The 20,000-nt window shown below is 62.0% G+C and carries 18 protein-coding genes and 1 pseudogene; 4 read left to right on the forward strand and 15 right to left on the reverse strand.

What is annotated here, in order from left to right; genetic code table 11:
• Positions 1-470 precede the first annotated feature (470 nt).
• The gene (locus tag BA011_RS31095) at positions 471-863 is read right to left on the reverse strand and encodes a hypothetical protein (RefSeq protein WP_065283681.1); all 393 of its coding nucleotides are present in this window, start codon (positions 861-863) and stop codon (positions 471-473) included.
• A gap of 789 nt (positions 864-1,652) precedes the next feature.
• On the opposite strand from BA011_RS31095, the gene ltrA reads away from it, so the two are divergent.
• Positions 1,653-3,146, forward strand: coding sequence for a group II intron reverse transcriptase/maturase (gene ltrA, locus BA011_RS31100; protein ID WP_065283682.1), 1,494 nt, complete (start codon positions 1,653-1,655; stop codon positions 3,144-3,146).
• 404 nt (positions 3,147-3,550) lie between these two features.
• Positions 3,551-3,826, forward strand: a complete 276-nt coding sequence (locus BA011_RS31105) for a WGR domain-containing protein (protein WP_065283683.1) — start codon at positions 3,551-3,553, stop codon at positions 3,824-3,826.
• A gap of 199 nt (positions 3,827-4,025) precedes the next feature.
• Here BA011_RS31105 and BA011_RS44560 read toward each other — a convergent pair whose 3' ends face one another.
• Positions 4,026-4,190 carry a hypothetical protein gene (locus BA011_RS44560; protein WP_167383835.1) on the reverse strand — a complete coding sequence of 55 codons (165 nt, stop codon included), beginning with the start codon at positions 4,188-4,190 and terminating at the stop codon, positions 4,026-4,028.
• Between the two features lie 416 nt (positions 4,191-4,606).
• On the opposite strand from BA011_RS44560, the gene BA011_RS31110 reads away from it, so the two are divergent.
• Positions 4,607-4,885, forward strand: a complete 279-nt coding sequence (locus tag BA011_RS31110; RefSeq protein WP_011654510.1) for an HU family DNA-binding protein — start codon at positions 4,607-4,609, stop codon at positions 4,883-4,885.
• Positions 4,886-4,947: 62 nt separating this feature from the next.
• Here BA011_RS31110 and BA011_RS31115 read toward each other — a convergent pair whose 3' ends face one another.
• The 11 genes and pseudogenes from BA011_RS31115 to BA011_RS31165 form a co-directional block, all read right to left on the reverse strand.
• A complete protein-coding gene (locus tag BA011_RS31115) occupies positions 4,948-5,280 on the reverse strand; it encodes a hypothetical protein (protein ID WP_065283684.1) in 333 nt (110 codons plus the stop codon).
• 56 nt (positions 5,281-5,336) lie between these two features.
• Entirely contained in the window at positions 5,337-5,660 is a 324-nt protein-coding gene (locus tag BA011_RS31120; RefSeq protein ID WP_046601653.1) for a DUF736 domain-containing protein, read from the reverse strand.
• A 464-nt stretch (positions 5,661-6,124) separates the two neighbouring features.
• Complete coding sequence (locus BA011_RS31125; RefSeq protein ID WP_065283685.1) at positions 6,125-6,544, reverse strand: hypothetical protein; 420 nt, start codon at positions 6,542-6,544, stop codon at positions 6,125-6,127.
• The gene (locus tag BA011_RS31130) at positions 6,534-6,794 is read right to left on the reverse strand and encodes a type II toxin-antitoxin system Phd/YefM family antitoxin (RefSeq protein WP_027690650.1); all 261 of its coding nucleotides are present in this window, start codon (positions 6,792-6,794) and stop codon (positions 6,534-6,536) included. The genes BA011_RS31125 and BA011_RS31130 overlap by 11 nt, the downstream gene beginning before the upstream one ends.
• Positions 6,795-6,876: 82 nt before the next feature.
• On the reverse strand, positions 6,877-7,818 hold the full coding sequence (locus BA011_RS31135; RefSeq protein WP_065283686.1) for a DUF2493 domain-containing protein: 942 nt from the start codon (positions 7,816-7,818) through the stop codon (positions 6,877-6,879).
• Between the two features lie 327 nt (positions 7,819-8,145).
• The gene (locus BA011_RS31140) at positions 8,146-9,183 is read right to left on the reverse strand and encodes a DUF7146 domain-containing protein (RefSeq protein ID WP_065283687.1); all 1,038 of its coding nucleotides are present in this window, start codon (positions 9,181-9,183) and stop codon (positions 8,146-8,148) included.
• A 14-nt stretch (positions 9,184-9,197) separates the two neighbouring features.
• Entirely contained in the window at positions 9,198-13,628 is a 4,431-nt protein-coding gene (locus tag BA011_RS31145) for a strawberry notch-like NTP hydrolase domain-containing protein (protein ID WP_065283688.1), read from the reverse strand.
• 143 nt (positions 13,629-13,771) lie between these two features.
• Positions 13,772-14,017: pseudogene (locus BA011_RS31150) on the reverse strand (DUF6117 family protein); the annotation flags it as partial.
• Positions 14,018-14,126: 109 nt separating this feature from the next.
• The gene (locus tag BA011_RS31155) at positions 14,127-15,317 is read right to left on the reverse strand and encodes a DUF932 domain-containing protein (RefSeq protein WP_065283689.1); all 1,191 of its coding nucleotides are present in this window, start codon (positions 15,315-15,317) and stop codon (positions 14,127-14,129) included.
• A gap of 74 nt (positions 15,318-15,391) precedes the next feature.
• Positions 15,392-16,048: a hypothetical protein gene (locus BA011_RS31160; protein ID WP_065283690.1), complete on the reverse strand. Its 657-nt coding sequence runs from the start codon at positions 16,046-16,048 to the stop codon at positions 15,392-15,394.
• Positions 16,049-16,149: 101 nt separating this feature from the next.
• Positions 16,150-18,276 carry a ParB/RepB/Spo0J family partition protein gene (locus tag BA011_RS31165; protein ID WP_065283691.1) on the reverse strand — a complete coding sequence of 709 codons (2,127 nt, stop codon included), beginning with the start codon at positions 18,274-18,276 and terminating at the stop codon, positions 16,150-16,152.
• 327 nt (positions 18,277-18,603) lie between these two features.
• On the opposite strand from BA011_RS31165, the gene BA011_RS46650 reads away from it, so the two are divergent.
• Positions 18,604-18,729, forward strand: coding sequence for a hypothetical protein (locus BA011_RS46650; protein WP_151343675.1), 126 nt, complete (start codon positions 18,604-18,606; stop codon positions 18,727-18,729).
• Positions 18,730-19,087: 358 nt separating this feature from the next.
• On the opposite strand, the gene BA011_RS31170 is transcribed toward BA011_RS46650, so the two are convergent.
• Both BA011_RS31170 and BA011_RS31175 read right to left on the reverse strand, forming a co-directional pair.
• Positions 19,088-19,549, reverse strand: a complete 462-nt coding sequence (locus BA011_RS31170; RefSeq protein ID WP_065283692.1) for a hypothetical protein — start codon at positions 19,547-19,549, stop codon at positions 19,088-19,090.
• Positions 19,550-19,552: 3 nt separating this feature from the next.
• A complete protein-coding gene (locus BA011_RS31175; protein WP_237352762.1) occupies positions 19,553-19,873 on the reverse strand; it encodes a hypothetical protein in 321 nt (106 codons plus the stop codon).
• Positions 19,874-20,000 lie beyond the last annotated feature (127 nt).

The raw sequence follows: 20,000 nt of genomic DNA on the forward strand, positions 1-20,000 counted from the left end.
GCTGTTGCGAGTCGTCAGACAAAGCAACAGCGATCACGGGCTGATTGCCTGTGATCCGCGCCGGAGGAACAGCGCGGTGGGCCCGACCGATTGGTGGGAGATGCTGAAGCAAGCCGTCGTCGTGAGCAGTCGAGAGGACCGTGACCGGAGGGAACGGCCTCGGCGACATGCGAACGATGAGACGGCGAGCGCACCGCAGGAGAGGACGAACACCTGGAGCGGATGCCCGAAGCATGAGGGCGTAGCGCAAGGAGTTCGTCCTCTCCGTGTTGTTTGGGGAAGTCGCGGCAGCGTCCGTTTACCGGCCCGAAAGGCCGGGCGGGTGGCTACCCGCTCCGCAGGGAGAGGGGTGCTTGAGGGGAGAGGCGGCGAGTCTTTCCCCTCAAGACCGCGCGCAGGCTCGATGCCGGACAAGCGGTCAAGCCAGCAGGAGAGACGAGAGGCGGACGCTGCCGCCTCTCGTCTTGACGTCAATCGCTGTCGGGTCCCCAGGGCGGATTGCTCTCGGGATCCTCGACATGACATGCCTCGGCCTGTCCGAGTTCGGCCTGTTCGAGTTCGCGGATCACCGCATTGATGCGCCACAAGCCAATCTCCGTGCGGCGCTGGGCGACGAGAATGTCGACCGCCGTTTCGTTGGCCTCGATGGCTCGGATCGCTTCGTCCATGGCGTCCCATGGACCGAGGTTCTCCACCGGGATGACATCGCCGTCCACGTCATAACCGCCGGAGATGTACATCGGTGCCCGCTTGACGCGCTCATGAGAGCGTTCGGCTTCACGGATGAGACGAAAACCCTCGGTCCGCTGCCGCCAGTATTCCGGGCTGCCGCCGTCGATGTATTTGATCTTGCGCTGTGTCATAAGATGTCTCCTTTTCGTCCTCTGACGAAGGGAGGCCGCACCGTAGCCGCGAGGGGTCAGGGATCGCGGAACGCGACCGCCAGCGGCGGCAAGCGGAGGAACCGATTTTCTGGTGATGGCCCGAAGGGACAGCGGCGGAAAATTGGAGGGGCCGCGCAGTCCTTGACGCCGGAGTGCGACCTGAAAGTCGCATGAATCTCTGTTTCGAGAGGAGAACACGTAATGTGAACTTTACGAAACCGACCGTTCCATCGGTCGTTCCCTACCCGAACATGCGAAGTTGGCAACGACTTCGTGTGGAGCTTCGGGGACAACGTAACCACCGGGTTGACCGGTCCACCGAACCGTGAGGCGAAGTGGAAACTGCCAGCACAAAGGCGGTGAGGTGCAAGGGATGAGCAATGACGACCAACACAAGTGAACTTCCGATAAACGCCGTAACAAGGAACAAGCCAAATGTGCTGATAGGCTTGAACCAAAAGGTGTGCAGCAAGGTGTGGTCCTTTCCGGTTGGACCTCCATGGACGGAAAGCTGCCGGCGAATAGGAAGGGTCCGACTGGCTCTGAGATTCATGCGGAACAGGGTAAGCCCATAGCGCTGCCGGTAACGGCAGGCGAACCGTAAGGAACGCCGTTGGTGTTGTGGGTAAAGGAAGGCGGAGAAAGCGAAGGCCCGGCTGTAATGGTCGGGATACGGGCTGCAACATCGCCCGACACGAAAGTGGGCAGACTTCCGCCCGGTCATTCATGGCGAGAGAACATGATTAATTGCTGGACGAGGAAAAGCAGATGACGGCAATCGATGCGAAAGCAGCGAATGCTGGTGCGTCCTCGCACGGAGGGCAGATGTGGGATCAGACAGACTGGTCGCAGATTGAAGCAACCGTGAAGCGACTTCAAGTGCGTATCGCCAAGGCCACTCGCGAAGGCCGAAGGGGCAAGGTAAAAGCCTTGCAACGTCTGCTGACCCGCTCGCACAACGGCAAGATGCTGGCTGTGAAGCGGGTGACGGGGAATCGCGGCAAGAAAACGCCGGGAGTGGACGGAGAAATCTGGACAACCCCCGTGGCCAGATGGAAGGGAGTAATGTCGTTGCGGCATCACGGCTACCGTACGATGCCGTTGCGACGCGTTTATATTCCCAAGAGTAACGGCAAGAAGCGCCCGCTCGGGATACCCCGTATGCTATGCCGCGCGATGCAAGCCTTATGGAAGCTTGCGCTGGAACCAGTGACGGAGACCTTGGCGGACCCGAATTCCTATGGATTTCGGCCCAAACGCTCGACAGCCGACGCCATTGAGCAGTGCTTCATCACGTTGGCAAGGCGAAAGTCCGCCACGTGGATTCTAGAGGGCGATATCAAAAGCTGTTTCGATGAAATCAGCCATGATTACATCCTCGAGCATATGCCTATGGACAAGGCGATCCTGCGGAAGTGGCTTCAAGCTGGCTACATTGAAGAGGGAACTCTGTTCGAGACGCGGGCGGGAACCCCGCAAGGGGGCGTGATTTCGCCCACAATCGCTAACAGAGTGTTGGACGGGCTTGAGGCCGCAGTCGATGCAAGCGTGGGATCGTCGAAATCCACGTACCGAAAAGCCAAACCCCACGTCATCCGTTATGCCGACGACTTTATTGTAACCAGTGCATCGAAAGAAGTGCTGGAACACAAGGTCTTGCCGGCGATCAGGAAATACCTGGCTGTTCGCGGACTGGAACTCTCGGACGAGAAAACCAGAATCACGAACATTGCGGATGGTTTCGATTTTCTGGGCCAGAATGTGCGAAAGTACAACGGCAAACTCCTCATCACGCCGTCCAAACACAGCGTCAAGGCGCTGCTGGATAAGGTCCGGAGAATCATCAAAGGCAACGCTGCCATCGCGCAGGAGGGATTGATACGAATGCTGAACCCGATCATGCGGGGATGGGCGATGTATCACCGCCATGTCGTGGCGAAGGCGACCTTCTCTTCGATAGACTTCTACATCTGGCGCATGCTCTGGAGATGGGCGTGCAGACGACACCCCAACAAAGGAGCACGGTGGATCAGGAGAAGGTATTTCCGGGTCAACGGTAGCCAATCATGGGATTTCAACACGGCAGACGCCAAGTATGGGCTTGTCCGCGCGGCGGCTGTCTCAGTCAAGAGGCACGCCAAAATCCCGGCGTTGGCGAGCCCGTTCGATCCCACATGGGATGCCTACTTCGACCGCCGTCAGAACGCGAAACATACCGCCGGGGAGCCCGGTGTCACAACGTGGCGCTGGAGAATGGCTTGAGCCGGGTGCGAAGTGATCCGCACGCCCGGTTCTTAGGGGGCGGCGGGGCAGCAATGCCCCGCTGCTACCCGACGTGGTGGGTGCACAATGGAATCTCAGAGAGAGATAGACCACGGCGCCCCAGGCGCCGTGTCTGTATCCGGCGTCCAGCCGGCCATGCAGTCTATCCTCGGCCATCGTCGCGGCGACTTCGCGCCGCCGGCGCAGCAGCCGCGAGAGGGGCGTGACCCGAATGGGCGGAGACCGATTGCGGGCTCCGTGAGCGAGAGCGAATAGCACCGTCCGCCGCAGGCGGCTCGCTCGGATCATCCGCCGACAACCCATCATCAGCATGAATCAATCGAGACCGACCGATTCAAACATGTCGTTGGACGCCGAGTCGGCCCTGCCCGATTCTCCGTGTCATGATCGCGCAACGCTACCAGCTCTATGTCGAACGCATCGACGCCAAGAAAAACATGGCCCGCTACTATGCTATGTCGATTGAACCGAATCTGTTCGGCGATGCCTGTCTCATCCGCCGATGGGGCCGCATCGGTGCAAGTGGTCAAAGGCGAGAGCATCATTTCGCGCGAGAGGAAGAGGCGGTCAGGCTCTTCCTTCAGCTTTTGCGAAAGAGGCGGTCGCGCGGATATAGGCCGAAACCGCATATACGGCACGATGCATCGGGTGATCGATAGCGGAGGGAGTGCTGTGGAGGCGGATGCCATCCTCATGTCGATGGCATGGGATCGAACCAAGAGGTGGGGTATCCCACCGCTTCGCCGTTTCCGTAGGAACCACGGCAAGTTCTGGCACCTGCCGATGGCGAAGCGAAGCTTCGGGCGTGAGCGCCGGTCGATCCGGCGCGTCGGCCAGCCGACATGGCGAAAGCCACCCTCAGAAGGGTGGCTCGGCGTCAATTGCGCCCTCCTGCTCTGCGGTGATCACCGCCAGCTCTGCGCGAGCCAGCTCCAGTTCGATTTCGATCTCGCGGCGCTCGACGGGGTCGATTGCTTCGCGCAGTTCGAGGCGAAGCTCTTCAATGTGTTGTTCCAGAAGCATCGTCGTCGTCTCCTTGACGTTTGTGAAAGACGACGCGCGCGGTCATGGGGGCGTGGCGGGATCAGGGATCGCGGAACGCGACCGCCAGCGGCGGCGAGTGGGGGTGCCGATTTTGTCGGAGTGCAGGGAACCGGAGCGGAGGCAAAATTGGGGGCACCGCTCGTCCTTGAGGCCGTCATGCCCCCATGACACCCTCGGACGGACTGAGCAGACATTTCCTCAGGTATGGCACCAGAGATCCGCAAGCGGGCTCGATGCCCGCTTGCGGATCCACCATGCAGACCCACGGAGATGCCTCAAAGCCCTTGGTAGTTGTGGAAAAATGGGCAAATCGTTGATCTTGACGCGGTGCGTCGATGACAGCGCTTTGATCCCCTGTCAGGGATTTTCGCATTAACGTTGATGCGGAGAAGAAAATGACCACGACCAATGAAATCGCCGACAAGATCGCCGGCGAACACAGCCTCACCAAGGCACAGGGAAAAGCCATCGTCGAGGCGGTGATCGCTTCCATTACCGAAGCCGCGGTCGCCGGCAACGAGACGTCCCTCCCCGGCTTCGGCAAGTTCAAGGTGAAGGCGACACCGGAGCGCGAGGCTCGCAACCCGTCGACCGGCGCGACGATCAAGGTTGCCGCGGCCAAGAAGCTAGCCTTTACGCCGGCCAAGGCATTGAAGGATGCGCTGAACAAGTAATCTTGTCGGCATGCAAAAACTAGCCCGGCACCGTGCCGGGCTATTTTCGTTTTGGGTTTGCGTCAGCGGGCGGATGTCCCGTTGAGAAGATCCTGGATGATCGTGTCGCTGACCGCGTGATGCGCTTCGCGGGCATGGTCGTCCAGCAGCTTGTGAAGAATGCCGGATGCCAAGGGTATGAAGTCGAAACCGCGCGCGATTGCTGCGGCACGCAGTTGCGACAGTGTTTCGAACTCCTTGAAGTCAGTGCCAAGCCAGAGTCCGAGATCCTCGCCCCCAGCGTCCGGAAACGCCTGGAGGAAGAACGTCTGAAGCGGGCGGTCGTAGCCGATAATGGCATCCGGGTCGGCGTGGCAGGATGCGGTCCTGGTGACGATAATTGTGTAGCGGCTCATGGCGGCCTCCTTTGGAATGGGGACGCCGACCCCGAATTTGGGGCCGGCGGTCCGGTTCAGGCCGGGCTGTTCCAGAGGATGACCTTCTTGCCGGGCTCGCCGCCGGGCGCCGGGGCGACGTTGCCGAAGATCACGCCGATCTCGGGCGCTTCGAGCTTCGTGGAGATGTATTCTTCGCCTGTCTGGCGGGAGATGCGGTTCCAGCCTGCGCCGATCTCAAAGCCAGTCTTGCGGTGGATGATGCGGTAGTCGGGGGCTTCTTCGCTCGCCTTGTTGGCGTTCGGGATTAGGGCGATCGGGGCGTTGACCCGGATGGTGGCGAAGACGCCTTCGAGAGTGCCGTCGGTCTTTTCGGTGAGGGTTGCGATCGTGGTGGCCATGAGATTGTCTCCTTCGTTGCATCGGGACCATTCCCGATGGCGCCCGAAGAAGGGGCCGCGCCGCAGGCGTCACCGCAGCGTAGCGAAGGGAAACCCCTTGCGGGTTGACGCTGATCGCGGCCGGTCCCTTAGAAAGGCGACATAAAGAACGGGAATGGTCTTTGATTGCGATGTCGTCAGGAGACCTCGCCGTGGCGCCCGTTTGCTGCCGCGCGGAGTGCCGCGCTCGTGACATGCGTTGGTGGTGTTCGGGTCAACGGACGCTGGCCGTCAACCAGTCGGGCACATCGCGAGAGATCGGCACAGCCCTGATCCCATCCTCATCGTCAAAGATGGCCTTCGGTGGCGTGAGGCCCGAATCCTCGGCGTTCCGTGACGCGACTGCAGTTCTGCGGAGCGCAACCGCGTGACAGACGTGATTTCAAGAGATGTCGCTTCGGAGGGCGGCGGGGATGCGGCAAGTCTCAGTCGAGGCGGTTGACCCGGCCGGTTCGGCCGCGCGCCTCGGCAAACAGTCTGGCGATCTTCACCATGAAGGACTTGCTGAAGCGGCCGAGGATATCCTGACCGGGCTCGATGTACCAGGAGCGCTCGACAATATCGTAATTGTATTCGTCGACCATGATCCAGCACTGCTTCAGATCGCTTAAGCCCGCGCGCTTGCGCTCGATGTCCGGGATCTCCAATGAGGCGCGACCCGTTTGCGGCGGTTGGGTGGTGATGGCGAGAAGCGCCAGATGGGTATTTCCATCGGCGGCATTGCGGATGGCGACGACGACGCAGACGGGACGCTGCTTGCGGCCTTCGGTCTCACCGCGCTGCTGCTGCCAGGCCCAGAGGTAGGGATAGGAGATGACCTCGCCGGGTCGGAATTCACGGCTCATCGTCGTAGCCTTCGCCATGCGCCAGCCGATCGAGCGCCTCGTCGAACAGTTCCGCATGCTCGGCGGGCATCTCCGAGATATGAAAGGCGCGGCGGGGGTCGCCACCGGTGCGCATGCGCTCATAGTGATCGTAGCTCATCAGCACGAAGCGAGGCTTCTTGTGGCGAGTCAGAACAACCGGCTCGCGGCTTGCCGCATCGGTAACGTCGCCGATCTGCTTGTTGAGGTCGCCTGTCGTGAACTGCTTCATCGCGAAGATCTCCACTTCGATTCCCATATAATCCATCTTTCCCATGTTTTCCATCTTTTCCATGTATCCCGGAAGACGGCGCTCACGCGCCGTCTCCTGAAGCCTGCCAGACCGGAATGCCGAGCCGGCGTGCCTTGTCGGCGAGATTGCCTGTGATGCCGTTTCCGGGAAAGACGATCAATCCGGCGGGCATGACCGACAGCATATCGTCATTGCGCCGAAACGGTGCGGCCTTGGCGTGTTTCGTCCAATTCGGCTTGAAGGTGATCTGCGTCACCTTGCGGGCTTCAGCCCAGCATGCAGCAATCCGTTCGGCACCTTTTGGCGAGCCGCCGTGCAGCAATACCATGTCAGGATACTTCGCATGCGCCTGATCGAGCTTGGCCCAAATCCGCTCATGGTCGTTATAGTCCATGCCACCGGCGAAAGCGATCTTGGTGCCGGCGGGGATCAGCACCTCGGTCTCGGCGCGGCGTCGAGCGGACAGGAAGTCCCGACTGTCGATCATCGCCGCCGTCATGTTGGTGTGGTTGACCTTCGAGCCGGTGCGCGGCCGCCAGGACGATCCGGATTGCGCCTCGAACAGGTCGGCGGCATAGTCGCGCATGAACTCGAAGCTATTCCTGCGTTCCAAGAGCGTGATGCCCTCGGCAATGAGGCGTTCGAGCTCGACACTCTTCACCTCCGAGCCGTCCTGCTCACGCTGGCCGGTGCGCTGCACTTCCTCGTTGCGGTCGAGCTCACGCTGGATGCGCTCGCCGGCGCGATGGAAGAGATTAGGGATCGACCAGAACAGGTCTTCGAGATCGGGCTCCAGGCGGGTGTTGCCGAGCATTTCGGCGAGGGCGTCGAAGATCGTGGTGATCGATGACTGGACCTGCGGTTCCTCCGGCAATGGCCGCGGGTCGGGCTCGTCCTGGAAGGGGCGATAGCCGTAGACCTGCATCTCGTAGATGAAGCGGTCGGTCGGGGAGGAAGCGTGGTTAGGCTCGAAGCCGTCGTCGGGGTGGAGGATCAGGTCCATGGTGGTCTCCGTTCGGTGGGCCGCGCCTCTCGCGGCCTGACGGCGAACCCGGTCACGCGGGCCGAGGCCGGAACCGCAAGCGAAGCGCAGCGGCCCAGCGAAGCGCCGGGCGGGGACAAGAGGGTTTCTTGATCCGCGAGGAATGACGGGCCGCGCCTGCGGACTGGCAGGGGAAGAAACCCGACTGACCCGCTGAAGGCCGGAGGCCCGCGTGGTAAGGGTCGCCTCTCGGCAGGCCCGCGGGCGCGCGCCAATCCGGAATAAGACCAATGGACCGCCCTTCGCCAGGGCCCTCGCCGGCCCCTCCCCCAGCGTTTGCGGTCAGCTTCAGGCGGTCAGGAAGGCCACCGCATCTTCCGGAGTGAGTTGAGCCTTGAGGCTTGCGGTCAGCCGGTCCGGCCCCAACCAGCGAAGATCATCGTTGAAGTCGCCGAATTCCGGCGACAGCACCAACGGCAGGATCCCGTGCGCCTGCGCCCGTCGGCTCAATCCCTCGATCCCATGCCGGCCTGCGGCATCCGCGTCGGCCGCGATATAGATACGCCGGCATCCGGGCGGGAAGTGGAAGCCCGCGAGGTGATTGGCCGTGAGTGCCGCGACCATCGGCATGCCGGGCATCACATGTGAGAGGGACAGCATGGTCTCGATGCCCTCGCCCGCTGCCAGGACCGGTACAGGATCGGTAACTGGATAGCGGAAACGGACGCCATTACCGAGCAACCCACCGAGAGCACGGCGCGGATCGTCCACCTTGGCCTTGCCGACGCCATCGGGATCGAGCCAGCTGCGGTGCACGCCGGTGATGGCTCCGGCCGCATCGGTCACTGCCGCAATGAGAGCCGGAAAGCTGGTCGTCCGAGCAGTGACGAGATCGCGATAATAGCAGGACGGATGGAAACGGAGCGCACCATGGGTGGGCGCCCGCAGAATGCCGCGTTCGCGCAGATAGATGTCGGCGAGCGTACCCGCCAACGGCTGCGTCATTCGAAACAGCCGTCGTGCCCGCTCTGTCGCCGGCCGCTCGACCGGAGAGGCGTCACTTACGTCGCCCCTGAGGTCCGACACCGGTTCGGGCTGGGGCAGGCTCAGAAAATGACGCGCCTCCTCGGCAACGTCCCGGAAGTCCACGAGGCCACAGGTCTCGCGGACGAGATCGAGCAGGTCACCGAACTGACCGGTCGCCGCATCCGTCCACCGGCCAGCACGCGGGCCGGCCAGATGCACGTAGAGCGACTGGCCCTTGTTGTTGGCGACATCGCCGACGAGCCAGTAGTTGCCGGCGCGGCGGCCGGCGGAAAGATAGTGACGGCAGACCGCCTCCGCGTCTTGCGCGAGACGGCCCGCCAGATCCGAGGCGGACAGCATGGGCAGGCCCTCCATCAGGACCGGCGCGCGACATCGACGAGGCGATGACGCTGCATCAGCTTCGACAGGATCTCCGTGCCTTCATCTGTCACCGGCACGAAGAAGCGCAGCTTCCAATTGATCATCTCGGAGAACAGACCGATCGACCGCAGCCAGTCGCGCATGCCGTCGGTAAAGCCGGTTAGTTCGACTCGGTACTCGTTCATGACGCGGACGCGGCGGAGCGTCATGTCACCGGCAAGGCCGACGATCGAGGATCCGTCGACCAGCGCCGTCCAGGCTTGGTCGCCGCTCAATACTTGCGTCTGATCGATCCCGAAGTTGCGGCAAAGGCCGGCCAGCCGGTCGGGCGCGATGACGCGGCCGACGATCTGCTCGCCGTCATCCGTCTGCAGACGACGAATGCGGCAGAAATCCTGCGGCAGCAGTTTCCAGATCGGCAGGAGCAGTCCGCTGACGATATGCATCACCGACGTCGAGAATTCCGGCACGGCGGCGACCTCGGCATTCCAGGCAAGGGCGAAGGCCTGTTCGTCGGCTTCCTCCCAGGACGTCTCTTCAAGCTGGCGGGTCTCGAACCGGAGCTCGTCCATCGGCCGGATCAGCGACACGCGCGGCTCGACCGAGCCATCGTCCAGCATGATCGAACGGGTCGGCACCATCACCGCCGGCCGCCCCGACTTGCCGTTGATCATCAGCTTCACGCGGGGATCGCGACCGACCAGAGCCTGCACATCATGGAGCAGCATCGGCGCATTGCGATCCCTCCGCTCGATGGTCAGCAGGTGCGACTGCGCGCCGGTGACCGGATGCGTGTAGATCAGCCGCCGGTCGGCGATTGTCATGCTGTCGGCGGTGATCGTCTCCAGGCCCTTGTCATAGATGCCGGCGGCGATCGCCCCCTCGATGCGGGCGGCCAGCAGCTGCTCGAAGGCCTCGAACAGCACGTTCTGCATGGCGATCGTCAGTGCCAGCATCCGATTGAGGAAGGTCTGGATCGGCGGCAACTCATCCTTCAGTCCGCCCTCCTCCGAGGTGAGCGACAAACCAGTAATGCTCTCAAACTTGTCCAGCGAGCAGCCTTCGATCCTGCCGGCATACAGCAGTCCGTAGAATTGCCGCAGCGCGTCGCGGGCGTATTGGGATTCGAGATTGTCCTCGCTGCGAAACATGCCCTGTCCGCCGGTCTGACGCTGGCCACGGGTGATGGCGCCGAGCGTGTCGAGACGCCGGGCGATGGTCGAGAGGAAGCGCCGTTCGGCCTTGACGTTGGTGGCGATCATCCGGAACCGGGGCGGCTGCTTCTGATTGGTGCGATGGCTGCGCCCGAGGCCCTGGATCGCCACGTCGGCGCGCCAACCTGCCTCCAGAAGATTGTGAAGACGCAGGCGCTGATTTTTGGCGGCGAGATCCGAGTGGTAGGATCTGCCGGTCCCGCCGGCGTCGCTGAAGACGAGAATGTCTTTGTCGTCGTCCATGAAGGCGCGGACCTCGTCGAGATTGGCGCTGCCCGGCCGGCTCTGCACCGCATAGCGGGCGATGGACGTGCTGTCCTCACGGCGGACGATGCGGCGCGAGCGGCCGGTGATCTCGGCGACCTGGCTGGTGCCGAAATGCTGGACGATCTGGTCGAGGGCCGTCGGGATCGCCGGCAGGCTACCCAAGGTTTCCACTAGCTCGTCGCGCCGACGTTCCGCCTCCCGGCAGATGACAGGGTTGCCGTCCGCGTCATGAACCGGCCGCGAGCTGAGATTGCCCTCGGCGTCGGAATATTCTTCGAAGAGCTGCACCGGGAAGGAGTGCATCAGATAGTCGATGACATATTCCCGCGGCGTGACGTCGACCTGCAGATCGCCCCATTCCTCGGTCGGGATCTGTGCCAGCCGGCGCTCGGTCAAAGCCGCGCCCGTCGAGACGAGCTGGACGATCGCAGCGTGACCCTCTTTCAGATCTGAAGCGGTCGCTTTGAGAAGGGCCGGCGTCTTCATCGAGGTCAGAAGATGATTGAAGAAGCGCTGCTTCGAGCTTTCGAAGGCCGAGCGTGCGGCGGCTTTGGCTTGTCTGTTCAACGTTCCGGTTTTGCCGGTTATACCGGACACCTCCATCGCTGCGTCCAGATGGTTGTGGATGACCTGGAATGCCTTGGCATAGGAATCGTAGATGCGGATCTGTTCCTCGGTGAGCTCGTGCTCGAGGATCTCGTATTCGACGCCCTCAAAGGAGAGCGACCGCGATGCGTAGAGGCCCATGGCTTTCAGGTCGCGCGCCAGCACCTCCATGGCGGCGACGCCGCCGTCCTCGATCGCCGCGATGAATTCGGAGCGCGTCGGGAAGGGAAAGTCGGCGCTGCCCCAGAGACCGAGCCGTTCGACATAGGCCAGCGATTCGACGTCCGTGGCGCCGGTCGCCGAAACGTAAACGACGCGGGCATCCGGCAGTGCGCGCTGCAGACGAAGCCCTGCCCTGCCCTGCTGCGACGCCGCCTTGTCGCCGCGCTCGGACTTGCCGCCGGCTGCGTTTGCCATCGCATGGCCTTCGTCGAAGACGATAACACCATCGAAGCTCTTCGCATTCCCAGTCGCGGCTTCACCGCTCCCCGCCTCTTGACCTAACCAGTCGACGATCTGCTGAACCCGTGATCGCTTGCCCTCACGCTCATCGCTGCGCAGCGTCGCAAAGGTAGTGAAGAGGATGCCTTCGTCCAGCTTGATCGGCTTGCCCTGGCGGAACCGCGACAGCGGGGTCACCAGCAGCTTTTCTTGGCCCAACGCGCTCCAGTCGCGCTGGGCGTCTTCGATCAGCTTGTCCGATTTTGAAATCCAGACGTGGCGACGGCGACCCTTCAGCCAGTTGTCGAGAATGATGCCGGCAGCCTGGCGGCCCTTGCCCGCGCCCGTGCCATCACCGAGAAACCACCCGCGACGAAAACGAACGGCATGCTCCGTGTCGGGTGCGACGGCCTTGAGATTGTCGAAGGAGGCATCGACGCTCCAGTGGCCTGCGAGGTAACCGGAATGGGCTTCGCCGGCATAGATGACGCTTTCGAGCTGGGCGTCGGAGAGATCGCCGCTGGTGACGATGCGCTTCGGCAGGTGCGGGCGATAGCTCGGCTTCGGCGGTGCGACCGAGGCCATCGCAACGGATTCGACCAGCGTGTCAGGATGAGGTTCTGCATCGGGAATGTGGATCGACTGCAGCCGGTAGATCTCGTAGATGCCATCCACAGCACTGGTCTCATCCTTCGGCTGAGCGTCCCGCAGCTCGTAGGAGAGTTCGATGATCTCGTCATCGACGGGTGCAGGGCGGGCCATTGGTGAACGCTTCGCCTGCCCGCCGACCGCAGGGCGATGCGACGGGGCCGCGACCGCTGCTGGACGCATCGTGTCCGCGCCCAGGATACCGTTGGACATCCCACCGATCGAGTTCGGCGTCGTTGCGAGCGAGCGGGGTGGAAGGCCGGTAATCCAGGTGAGCAGTGTTTCGAGATCGTGCGCTATACCCTTCGACGTCACCAGCTTCGAAGGATCCCCCGCCGGGATCTTGTCGATCACGATCAGCCGGGTTTCCATCGTCGTTCCATGACGGGAGTAGATGCTGCCCCCAATCGCCGCGCTGAACAGGACCGTACCCTTCTCCTGCAGCCGCACGAAAGCGTCCCGCCATGCGGGATTGTCGGGAGAAAGGCGCGCGCCGGTGATCGCGACCAACCGCCCACCGGGAGCAAGCCGCGCGAATGCGGAAGTCAGATGGCGCCAGGCCGCGTCGGCGACGCGGCCTACGACATGAGCGCCGGCGGAAAATGGTGGGTTCATGAGCACCACGGTTGGTCGTATGGAACGATCGAGGTAATCGTCGATATGCGCGGCGTCGTGTTGGGAGACCGAAACACCGACGAAGAGCGGCCCCAGCAGCGAGTGCCGGACGACCGCATATTCGTTGAGCGCCAAGCGAGCACTTGCGAACTCCGCAAAGATCGCCATCATGCCGGTCCCAGCCGACGGCTCGAGCACCACGTCAGCGGCTATGATGCCGGCAGCACGAGATGCGACGTAGGCAAGCGGGATCGGGGTCGAGAATTGCTGTAGTGCCTGGCTCTCCTCGGATCGGCGTGTATGGGTCGGCATGAGGTTTGCCACTTTCGTCAGCATCGCTAGCGTCGCTTGGGGCGACTGGGTTCCGGACACGATCGCGCGGAATTTGCGGAGGAACAGCACCTGGGCGATCTCAGCCGCCTCATAGGCCTCCTTCCAGAGCCAGACGCCATCGGCGTCGCTGCCGCCGAAAACCTCGGTCATGATTTGCCGCAAGTCAGCTGTGCCTAGGACTTTACCTTGCTCCAGAAGCGACGTGATCCGACCGCCAGCATCTATAAGTGCCTTAGCGCGGGTTTTGATATCAGGACGTGAAGAGGTGGAAACGGTCTGAGGATGCGAGATGATATTCATCGGTCGAGGTTCCGAAAGAGAGGGGAGAATGGGTCTGCCCAAGGGCTCTCCTCCGAATTTCGGGAGGAGGAGAACTTGCGGGGTGAGGAGTTGGAAGTGATCGCAGATTGAAGTCTGTCGGCGATCGTCAGCGTCTGGGTCGTCGGATCTACGATGAAGCCAGCGGGATCCTTTGGGTCTGGCGGCAGATAGGCGTCGTAGGGGTTGCCTTCGGCAAGATGGCCAAACGGCGTGAAGACGTATTCGCCGTCACTGCGGCCGACGGCGCAGAGCACGTAACGCGGCTCGCATGTAGCGGCATCAAGGCATTCCATGAGAGCAAGATTGCCATCGGACGCGGCGCGCAGCAGCGTGTCGAAGTTTGTGCGGGCATGATCGGGGATAGCCATTGGGTGCTCCAGACAAAATGAGGCCCGGCGCTTGACCGGGCTCTGGGATGAGGACGATGGAGTTTTGAAGACGCGGGTAGAGTCTGAGCCCGACCGCACCTGAAAATGGTCAGGCAGCACTCTCCAGCAGCTTTTTCGCTTTGCCTTCGAGTTCGAGACGCGTGTCCTGATTGGTCTTGGTGCGCGCCAGCGCGGTGATGCCCTGCACGAAGTCGAAGACCGACTCCGGCGGCCGCCCCTCCTCCGACAGGACCATCTCGATCACCTTGCCGGTCTCGCCCTTTGAGAAGCCTCGCCGGCGCAAGAAGGTCTCGCGGTCGTCGTCCTTGCGCGCGACGATCTGCTCACGCGCCGCCTTGATGCCGGCGATGAATGGTGCCGGTGAGGAATTGGCGAAGCTCGTCAACGCAGGCGCTGCCTCGTGCGCGAAGCGCTGCGCGGCGAACTTCGAATGGCGGATGGTGATCTCCTCGAAATTCTCGGTGCCCCAGAGATTCCTGTTTGCGCAAACCGCCCGCAGATAGAAGGAGGCGATACCGAGCGTCTTCGATCCAACCTCCGAATTCCAGGCATAGAAGCCGCGGAAATAGAGGTCGGGCTCACCGTTCGCCAGCCGTCCGGCTTCGATCGGATGGGTGTCGTCGACCAGGAACAGGAAAACATCTCGATCACTGGCATAAAGGGTGGTCGTGTCCTTGGTGATGTCGACGAAGGGATTGTGGGTCATCGTCGCCCAGTCGAGAACACCTGGTACTTTCCACATCGTGTCACCGGTCCCGTTGCCGGCGATCTTCATAACCGACGAGACCAGTTCATGATCCCAGATCCGACCGTATTCCGGTCCGGTCACTGCGCGCAGTTCCAGCCGGCCGTCATCCATCTCAAGCGTCTTGACGAGCTCTGCACGATGGTTGAGCAGGCCATGCTGTAGGTTGATGGCAGCAAGCGGCGCGGGCAGTTGCCGCATATAGGTGGCGGGAGCGCCAACCAGGCTGCAAAGCTGCCCGTAGCTCCAGTGGGTCGGTGCGATCGCTTGGCGCTGACCTGGGACAACAAGCTCAAGCCGCTCCGCATTGTCGCGCGTTGCCTCGACGCGGATCGCAGCGCTTTCGATCGTTCGGGCATGGGCCCGCTCGGCGCGAGACCGGACGGTGTCGTAGAGATCGCTCAGCGACAGGAAGCGTTCATCGTCAGGACGGGAAAACCATTCCGACGAAACGCGGCCGATCCGCTCGCCGCGGGAGATATCGACCTTGAAGGTGGAACGGGCGGACGGGTTGTTGGAGGTGAGAGTGGTCATAAGTTGTTTCCTTAAAAGCGGAAACCCGGCACGGCGGCCGGGCGAGGTTGAGGATGTTTGAGGAAGAAGAAGGATCAATCGGAAGCCAGTCGGCGGCGTGCCGACCGGATTGCCAAGAGCGCCGCCTGGAATTCGGCGCTGCCAACGACATCCGAGACGTCGAATGTCGTAACTGCGGTGATGCACGCCGCGTGGATGTCGTCATCAGTGACCGACTCCGGGGAGAGAGGGTCGAAACTTCGGTCGACCGCCAGCACGGCGGCGACCGCATGGCGGACCTGATCCTCCTGCAGCCGGGCGAGCACATGACCGGTCCTGGGTGGGTCGACCGGCTCTTCAGGATCCGGGTCTCCGGCGAGAATGGCTTCTCCTCGGGCAATCGCCCAGGCAGATCGGTCGAGCCAATCGAGCGACGGTGGCCGGGCAGCACGGACGTCATCGAACAGGATCTTCAACAGACCGAGCAGGATCTCGAAATGACGCGCCCGGCGTTGGACAGGTTCATCGAATTGCTGGGGGATCTGGATCGGCGGACCTGCATAGGCCGCATGTGCGCCGTCCCAGATGCCGGTGATATGAATTGCGCCCGAGGAATCGAAGTCCTTCTCGGCGATATCCCAACTGTCATCCCCGATGGCAGCACGGCACGCCTCGTCCAGCGTGTCAGCTTCATAGGTGCGATGCCGGAAGACCGGCAAGTGATAGGTGGTCTCGATGGTAAAATCAGGCATAGGTGCCTCCTGAAACGGAAACCCGGCACGGCGGCCGGGCTATTGGGAAAGAAGACCCGACCGCAACGGCGACCGGGTCAGCTGATGTGACGCTCGTGAACCTATTCCGCGGCGGCGAGATGCTCGCCGTCGATTCCCCTTTCCGTATCTCCGGTGTCATCGTCCGACGTTTCCGGCGCGTCGACCAGGAAGGCCGGCAGGTCCTGAGTTTCCGTAGTCTCAGCCAGATCGGGCTCGACGGCGTCATCTCCGACAGCGTCGCTATCGATGTTGCCTTCGCCGTTCGTCATGCGAAGCGGTTCCGGCAGCCAGCCGCAGCCTGTGATCAGCCGCTCGGCCTCGCGGGCCATGTCGGTTTTCTTGAGATGGCCGATCAGCTCCGCTGCCTGGTCCCCCTTTGCCTGACGAACCGCCTGGAGGATGTGCGCCTTGGTGACGCGGCCGAGATAGTTGTCGGCGGTTGGCGTCCAACCCGCTTCCACCATGTCGAAACCGATCGAGCGGGCCAGCTGCTCGGCATGAGCGGTCGCCCGGATCCGCTTGTTCCAGGGTTCGATCACCGCGTTGACCGACAGCGAGGCGCAATGCGCAAACAGGGCCTGCCGGCTGACCTCGTCGAGCTTGATCAGGAAATCCCAGAGATCGTTCGGATCCTTGGGAAGATCCTGGCCCCAGGCCTCATGTCGCTGATCGATCTCCTTCGCCCAAACCGTATCGCCGAGCCCGGGCGTCTGGCTGAAGCGGGCGCTTTGCAGCGTCACCTCCAGGCATGAATCCGAACCGTAAACGTAAAAGGTCTTCAGCACGAAGGCATGCAGGACCGCGATGAAGGCGATGACCGGGTCGTTCGCCAGCGCATTGCGCAAAGCAACCGTGCGCGCCGCCGTCAGATCGAGAACCAGACGGTCGGGAAGCGGCTTGATCGTTTCGTCCTCGTCGTCCGGTTGGGTGCCCTCGCCGCCGGCGGCCCCGGTTACCCGCAGATCACTGCCATGATCGGCACCATCGTCACCGACATCAGGCGAGGGATCGGTCTCAGCCTTCGGTTCATCCTCGGGTCGCACGAAACCTCGCTCGATCTTGAGCTCGCCACCGGCGCCGAGCGACACGAAGACACCGCCGCGGGGGACCTCCCGCGGATCGAACACGTACGGTCGGTCGTTGAGCCGGTCGAGCTCGCTGCCGAGTTCCTCCAGCTTTTGTTCGGTCGCTTCCGAGTACTCGTTTGCCTCCGCATATTCTGCGTCGAGCTTGTCGTATTCGGCGCGGGTGGCGTCATAGCGTGCCAGTTCATCTTCAGTCATTTCGGCCTGCTCGCCGTAGAAGCGGCGCAGGCCGGACGTGTGGCCGTACGGAAAATCGAAGGCCGCTTCGACCCATTTCCAGCCTTCGCTCACCTGGATCGCCTCGGCGTCGGACGTGAGCTTTTCCATCACAAGCTGCTCAAGCAGCGCCGGATCCTGCAGCCATCCGCCCTGATCCTGATCAAACAGATCCCGCATGGTGATGCCGCCGGCGGCCTCGTAGGCTTCGATACCGACATAAACGGCGCGGCGGTCGCTGGCACGGATTGCGGTTTCGGTCAGCAGCCGGCGGATGTAATAAGGCTCGCGGCTATGCGAACGCGAGATCGTGTCCCAGACCTGCTCCTGGCGAACGTGGTCGTTGGTGATCGAGAAGGCGATGATCTGCTCCAACGTCATCTCGTCCTCGACATAGAGGTCGAGAATCCGCGGCGAGACGGACGCCAGACGAAGCCGCTGCCTGACGGTCGCGACCGAAACGAAGAAGCGCGCGGCGATCTCCTCCTCGCCAAGCCCCTGCTCCCGCAAGGTCTGGAAAGCACGGAACTGATCGAGCGGGTGCAGACTGACGCGCTGGACGTTTTCGGCAAGCGAATCCTCGACTTCCGGCGTCTCACCGCGGCTGACGATGCAGGGAACGCCCGCGGTCTTGGAAAGCCGTTTCTGCGAAACAAGCCGCTGGAGGGCACGATAGCGACGGCCGCCGGCCGGGATGCGGTAGATGCCGGTCTCGTTGCCGTCAGCGTCGAGTTCGGGGCGGACATTGAGGCTGGTCAACAGACCACGGTGGGCGATGTCTTCGGCGAGATCCTCGATCGACACGCCCGCCTTAATTTTGCGGACGTTCTCTTGGCTCAGCACCAGCTCGTTGAAGGGGATGTCGCGGGCTGCACTGAGGGTGATTTTCTGAATGGCCTGGGCCATGTCGGTTTCTCCATGACGGACCGGGCGGAGCCTCTCTCCAACCCTCTCAATCCGTCACAGCTTTCCCGTCCCTCCTCTCCCTCTGCGCCGCCTCCTGCCTACGCCTTGCCTTGCGGTACAACCTCCCTCCCCCGTTGATCGACTTCTGGCTCCCCCTATTCCGATACCCGCAACAAACCCACTTGTAGCTCCGATGAGGGACCAGTGATAAGAACCAGGCCATTGTCACAGCGATGCCGGGCGGATCGTCGACACAATTCTTGATGAGCTAGCGGAAATCTTGGGAGCAAACGGGCGCGTCGAAGTCGGCGCTTGGGGCGATTTTCCATGCGCAACCGACGCTCACGGTCCGGACGCAATCTGAAAAACGGGACGTTGGTCTTTATCGAGGAGAAATGGGCGACATTCTTCCGTAGGGGCAACGAAATGCAGCAACATTTGAATCGACTCTAAAGGGGCATCGGGCGGAAACGCCCACCTTGCGGGATGGTCCTATCTTCTGCACGCTTCGGATGAAGAAGTCATGTCCGGAAGCTATGTTCTTGGTTTGTTCCGTCATTAAAGATATCTCGCGATTGACAGCAATATCTGTGTTGGGTCGAAGCGACAGGCACTCGATTGGTCTCAAAGGCCACCACGATTGGATTTGCACGGCAGCACCACGGACGGGCGCCCCCTGGTCGCTTCGGTAGCAGATGCGCGCTTTTTCCCCTTTTGTCCAAGGTACGAAGACGCAGCCGCGACGATCGCGAAACTTTCGAAGGGCTGAGCCGGCAAGCCCTTGGGGGCCGGGTCAAAAACGAAGTATGGGCTATCGCTTTTTTTGGAAAAGCACCCAGACCGCAAATGCCTTCCGGTCCGATCGTGGCGCGGAGGCAAGGTCCTTGATGGCCTGCTCGCAGTTGTCGATTAGTACGAGGACTTCGGCGCGGACATAACGCGCGAGCGGGTCATAGTCGGCGCGGTGGCGCTCTTCCTGCAGGATCACGAACGTGTCTGCAAACGAGACTATATTACCGGGAAATCCCCGGCCCGCTGCAGCCTTGCAGGAATTCTTCGCGACCCCATGTTCGAGAGTCCGATAGACCTGCGCCCAGGCCGGCTCGCTCCGTGTATCGCCAGTTCCCACGAGCAGGTCGGCACAGTCACGCGCGAGGGCGTGGAACAGGGCATAGTAAGCCGTGCTCACACCGCGCTTCAGGTCAGATTGGCGCGGACGCTGTGGGCTTGCTTTTGCGAGCCGCCGTGCTGTAGCGATCAGATCGTGCGACACGGCTTAACTTGCGATCTTCTGCTGCTCGTCGAAATGGTGTCGGATATGCGGGAACCGCGTCTCGCCAAGCGCGCTCAATGCTTTGCGGACCTCGGTCGAGAGCCCGTAGGTGAGCTTCGAACTAATCGGCTTGTCCGAGTAGACATACTTCACATCGACGAGCAGAATCGGGTCGCCATCGCTATCATGTTCCGCGCGGATGTCAGCTCCCGAAAAGCCTGCCGGACCAAGACGGTCGCGAAGCACCTTTTCGACGGCACTTTTGGTCGTGTTCGATATGGTCTGTTCGTCGCTCATGCCAGCAATATAGTGGATTCTGTCCAAGATGCCACTCCTGTGCTGGCGAAGCCTCTGCATAAAGCGCCGCACGCCCGTTACAGAAGGTAAATGGAAATGAAGCGCAATCCATTCCTTGAGATCGATTGTTCCAATACACATTTCTGCAGCAGGA

Origin of the sequence: Rhizobium leguminosarum (assembly GCF_001679785.1) — a bacterium.
GTDB lineage: Bacteria > Pseudomonadota > Alphaproteobacteria > Rhizobiales > Rhizobiaceae > Rhizobium > Rhizobium leguminosarum_R.

Excerpts from the sequence above, each read along its gene's own strand:
- BA011_RS31095 (WP_065283681.1), bottom strand. The coding sequence starts at position 863 with ATGACACAGCGCAAGATCAAATACATCGACGGCGGCAGCCCGGAATAC.
- ltrA (WP_065283682.1), top strand. The coding sequence starts at position 1,653 with ATGACGGCAATCGATGCGAAAGCAGCGAATGCTGGTGCGTCCTCGCAC.
- BA011_RS31105 (WP_065283683.1), top strand. The coding sequence starts at position 3,551 with ATGATCGCGCAACGCTACCAGCTCTATGTCGAACGCATCGACGCCAAG.
- BA011_RS44560 (WP_167383835.1), bottom strand. The coding sequence starts at position 4,190 with ATGCTTCTGGAACAACACATTGAAGAGCTTCGCCTCGAACTGCGCGAA.
- BA011_RS31110 (WP_011654510.1), top strand. The coding sequence starts at position 4,607 with ATGACCACGACCAATGAAATCGCCGACAAGATCGCCGGCGAACACAGC.
- BA011_RS31115 (WP_065283684.1), bottom strand. The coding sequence starts at position 5,280 with ATGAGCCGCTACACAATTATCGTCACCAGGACCGCATCCTGCCACGCC.
- BA011_RS31120 (WP_046601653.1), bottom strand. The coding sequence starts at position 5,660 with ATGGCCACCACGATCGCAACCCTCACCGAAAAGACCGACGGCACTCTC.
- BA011_RS31125 (WP_065283685.1), bottom strand. The coding sequence starts at position 6,544 with ATGAGCCGTGAATTCCGACCCGGCGAGGTCATCTCCTATCCCTACCTC.
- BA011_RS31130 (WP_027690650.1), bottom strand. The coding sequence starts at position 6,794 with ATGAAGCAGTTCACGACAGGCGACCTCAACAAGCAGATCGGCGACGTT.
- BA011_RS31135 (WP_065283686.1), bottom strand. The coding sequence starts at position 7,818 with ATGGACCTGATCCTCCACCCCGACGACGGCTTCGAGCCTAACCACGCT.
- BA011_RS31140 (WP_065283687.1), bottom strand. The coding sequence starts at position 9,183 with ATGCTGTCCGCCTCGGATCTGGCGGGCCGTCTCGCGCAAGACGCGGAG.
- BA011_RS31145 (WP_065283688.1), bottom strand. The coding sequence starts at position 13,628 with ATGAATATCATCTCGCATCCTCAGACCGTTTCCACCTCTTCACGTCCT.
- BA011_RS31155 (WP_065283689.1), bottom strand. The coding sequence starts at position 15,317 with ATGACCACTCTCACCTCCAACAACCCGTCCGCCCGTTCCACCTTCAAG.
- BA011_RS31160 (WP_065283690.1), bottom strand. The coding sequence starts at position 16,048 with ATGCCTGATTTTACCATCGAGACCACCTATCACTTGCCGGTCTTCCGG.
- BA011_RS31165 (WP_065283691.1), bottom strand. The coding sequence starts at position 18,276 with ATGGCCCAGGCCATTCAGAAAATCACCCTCAGTGCAGCCCGCGACATC.
- BA011_RS46650 (WP_151343675.1), top strand. The coding sequence starts at position 18,604 with ATGCGCAACCGACGCTCACGGTCCGGACGCAATCTGAAAAACGGGACG.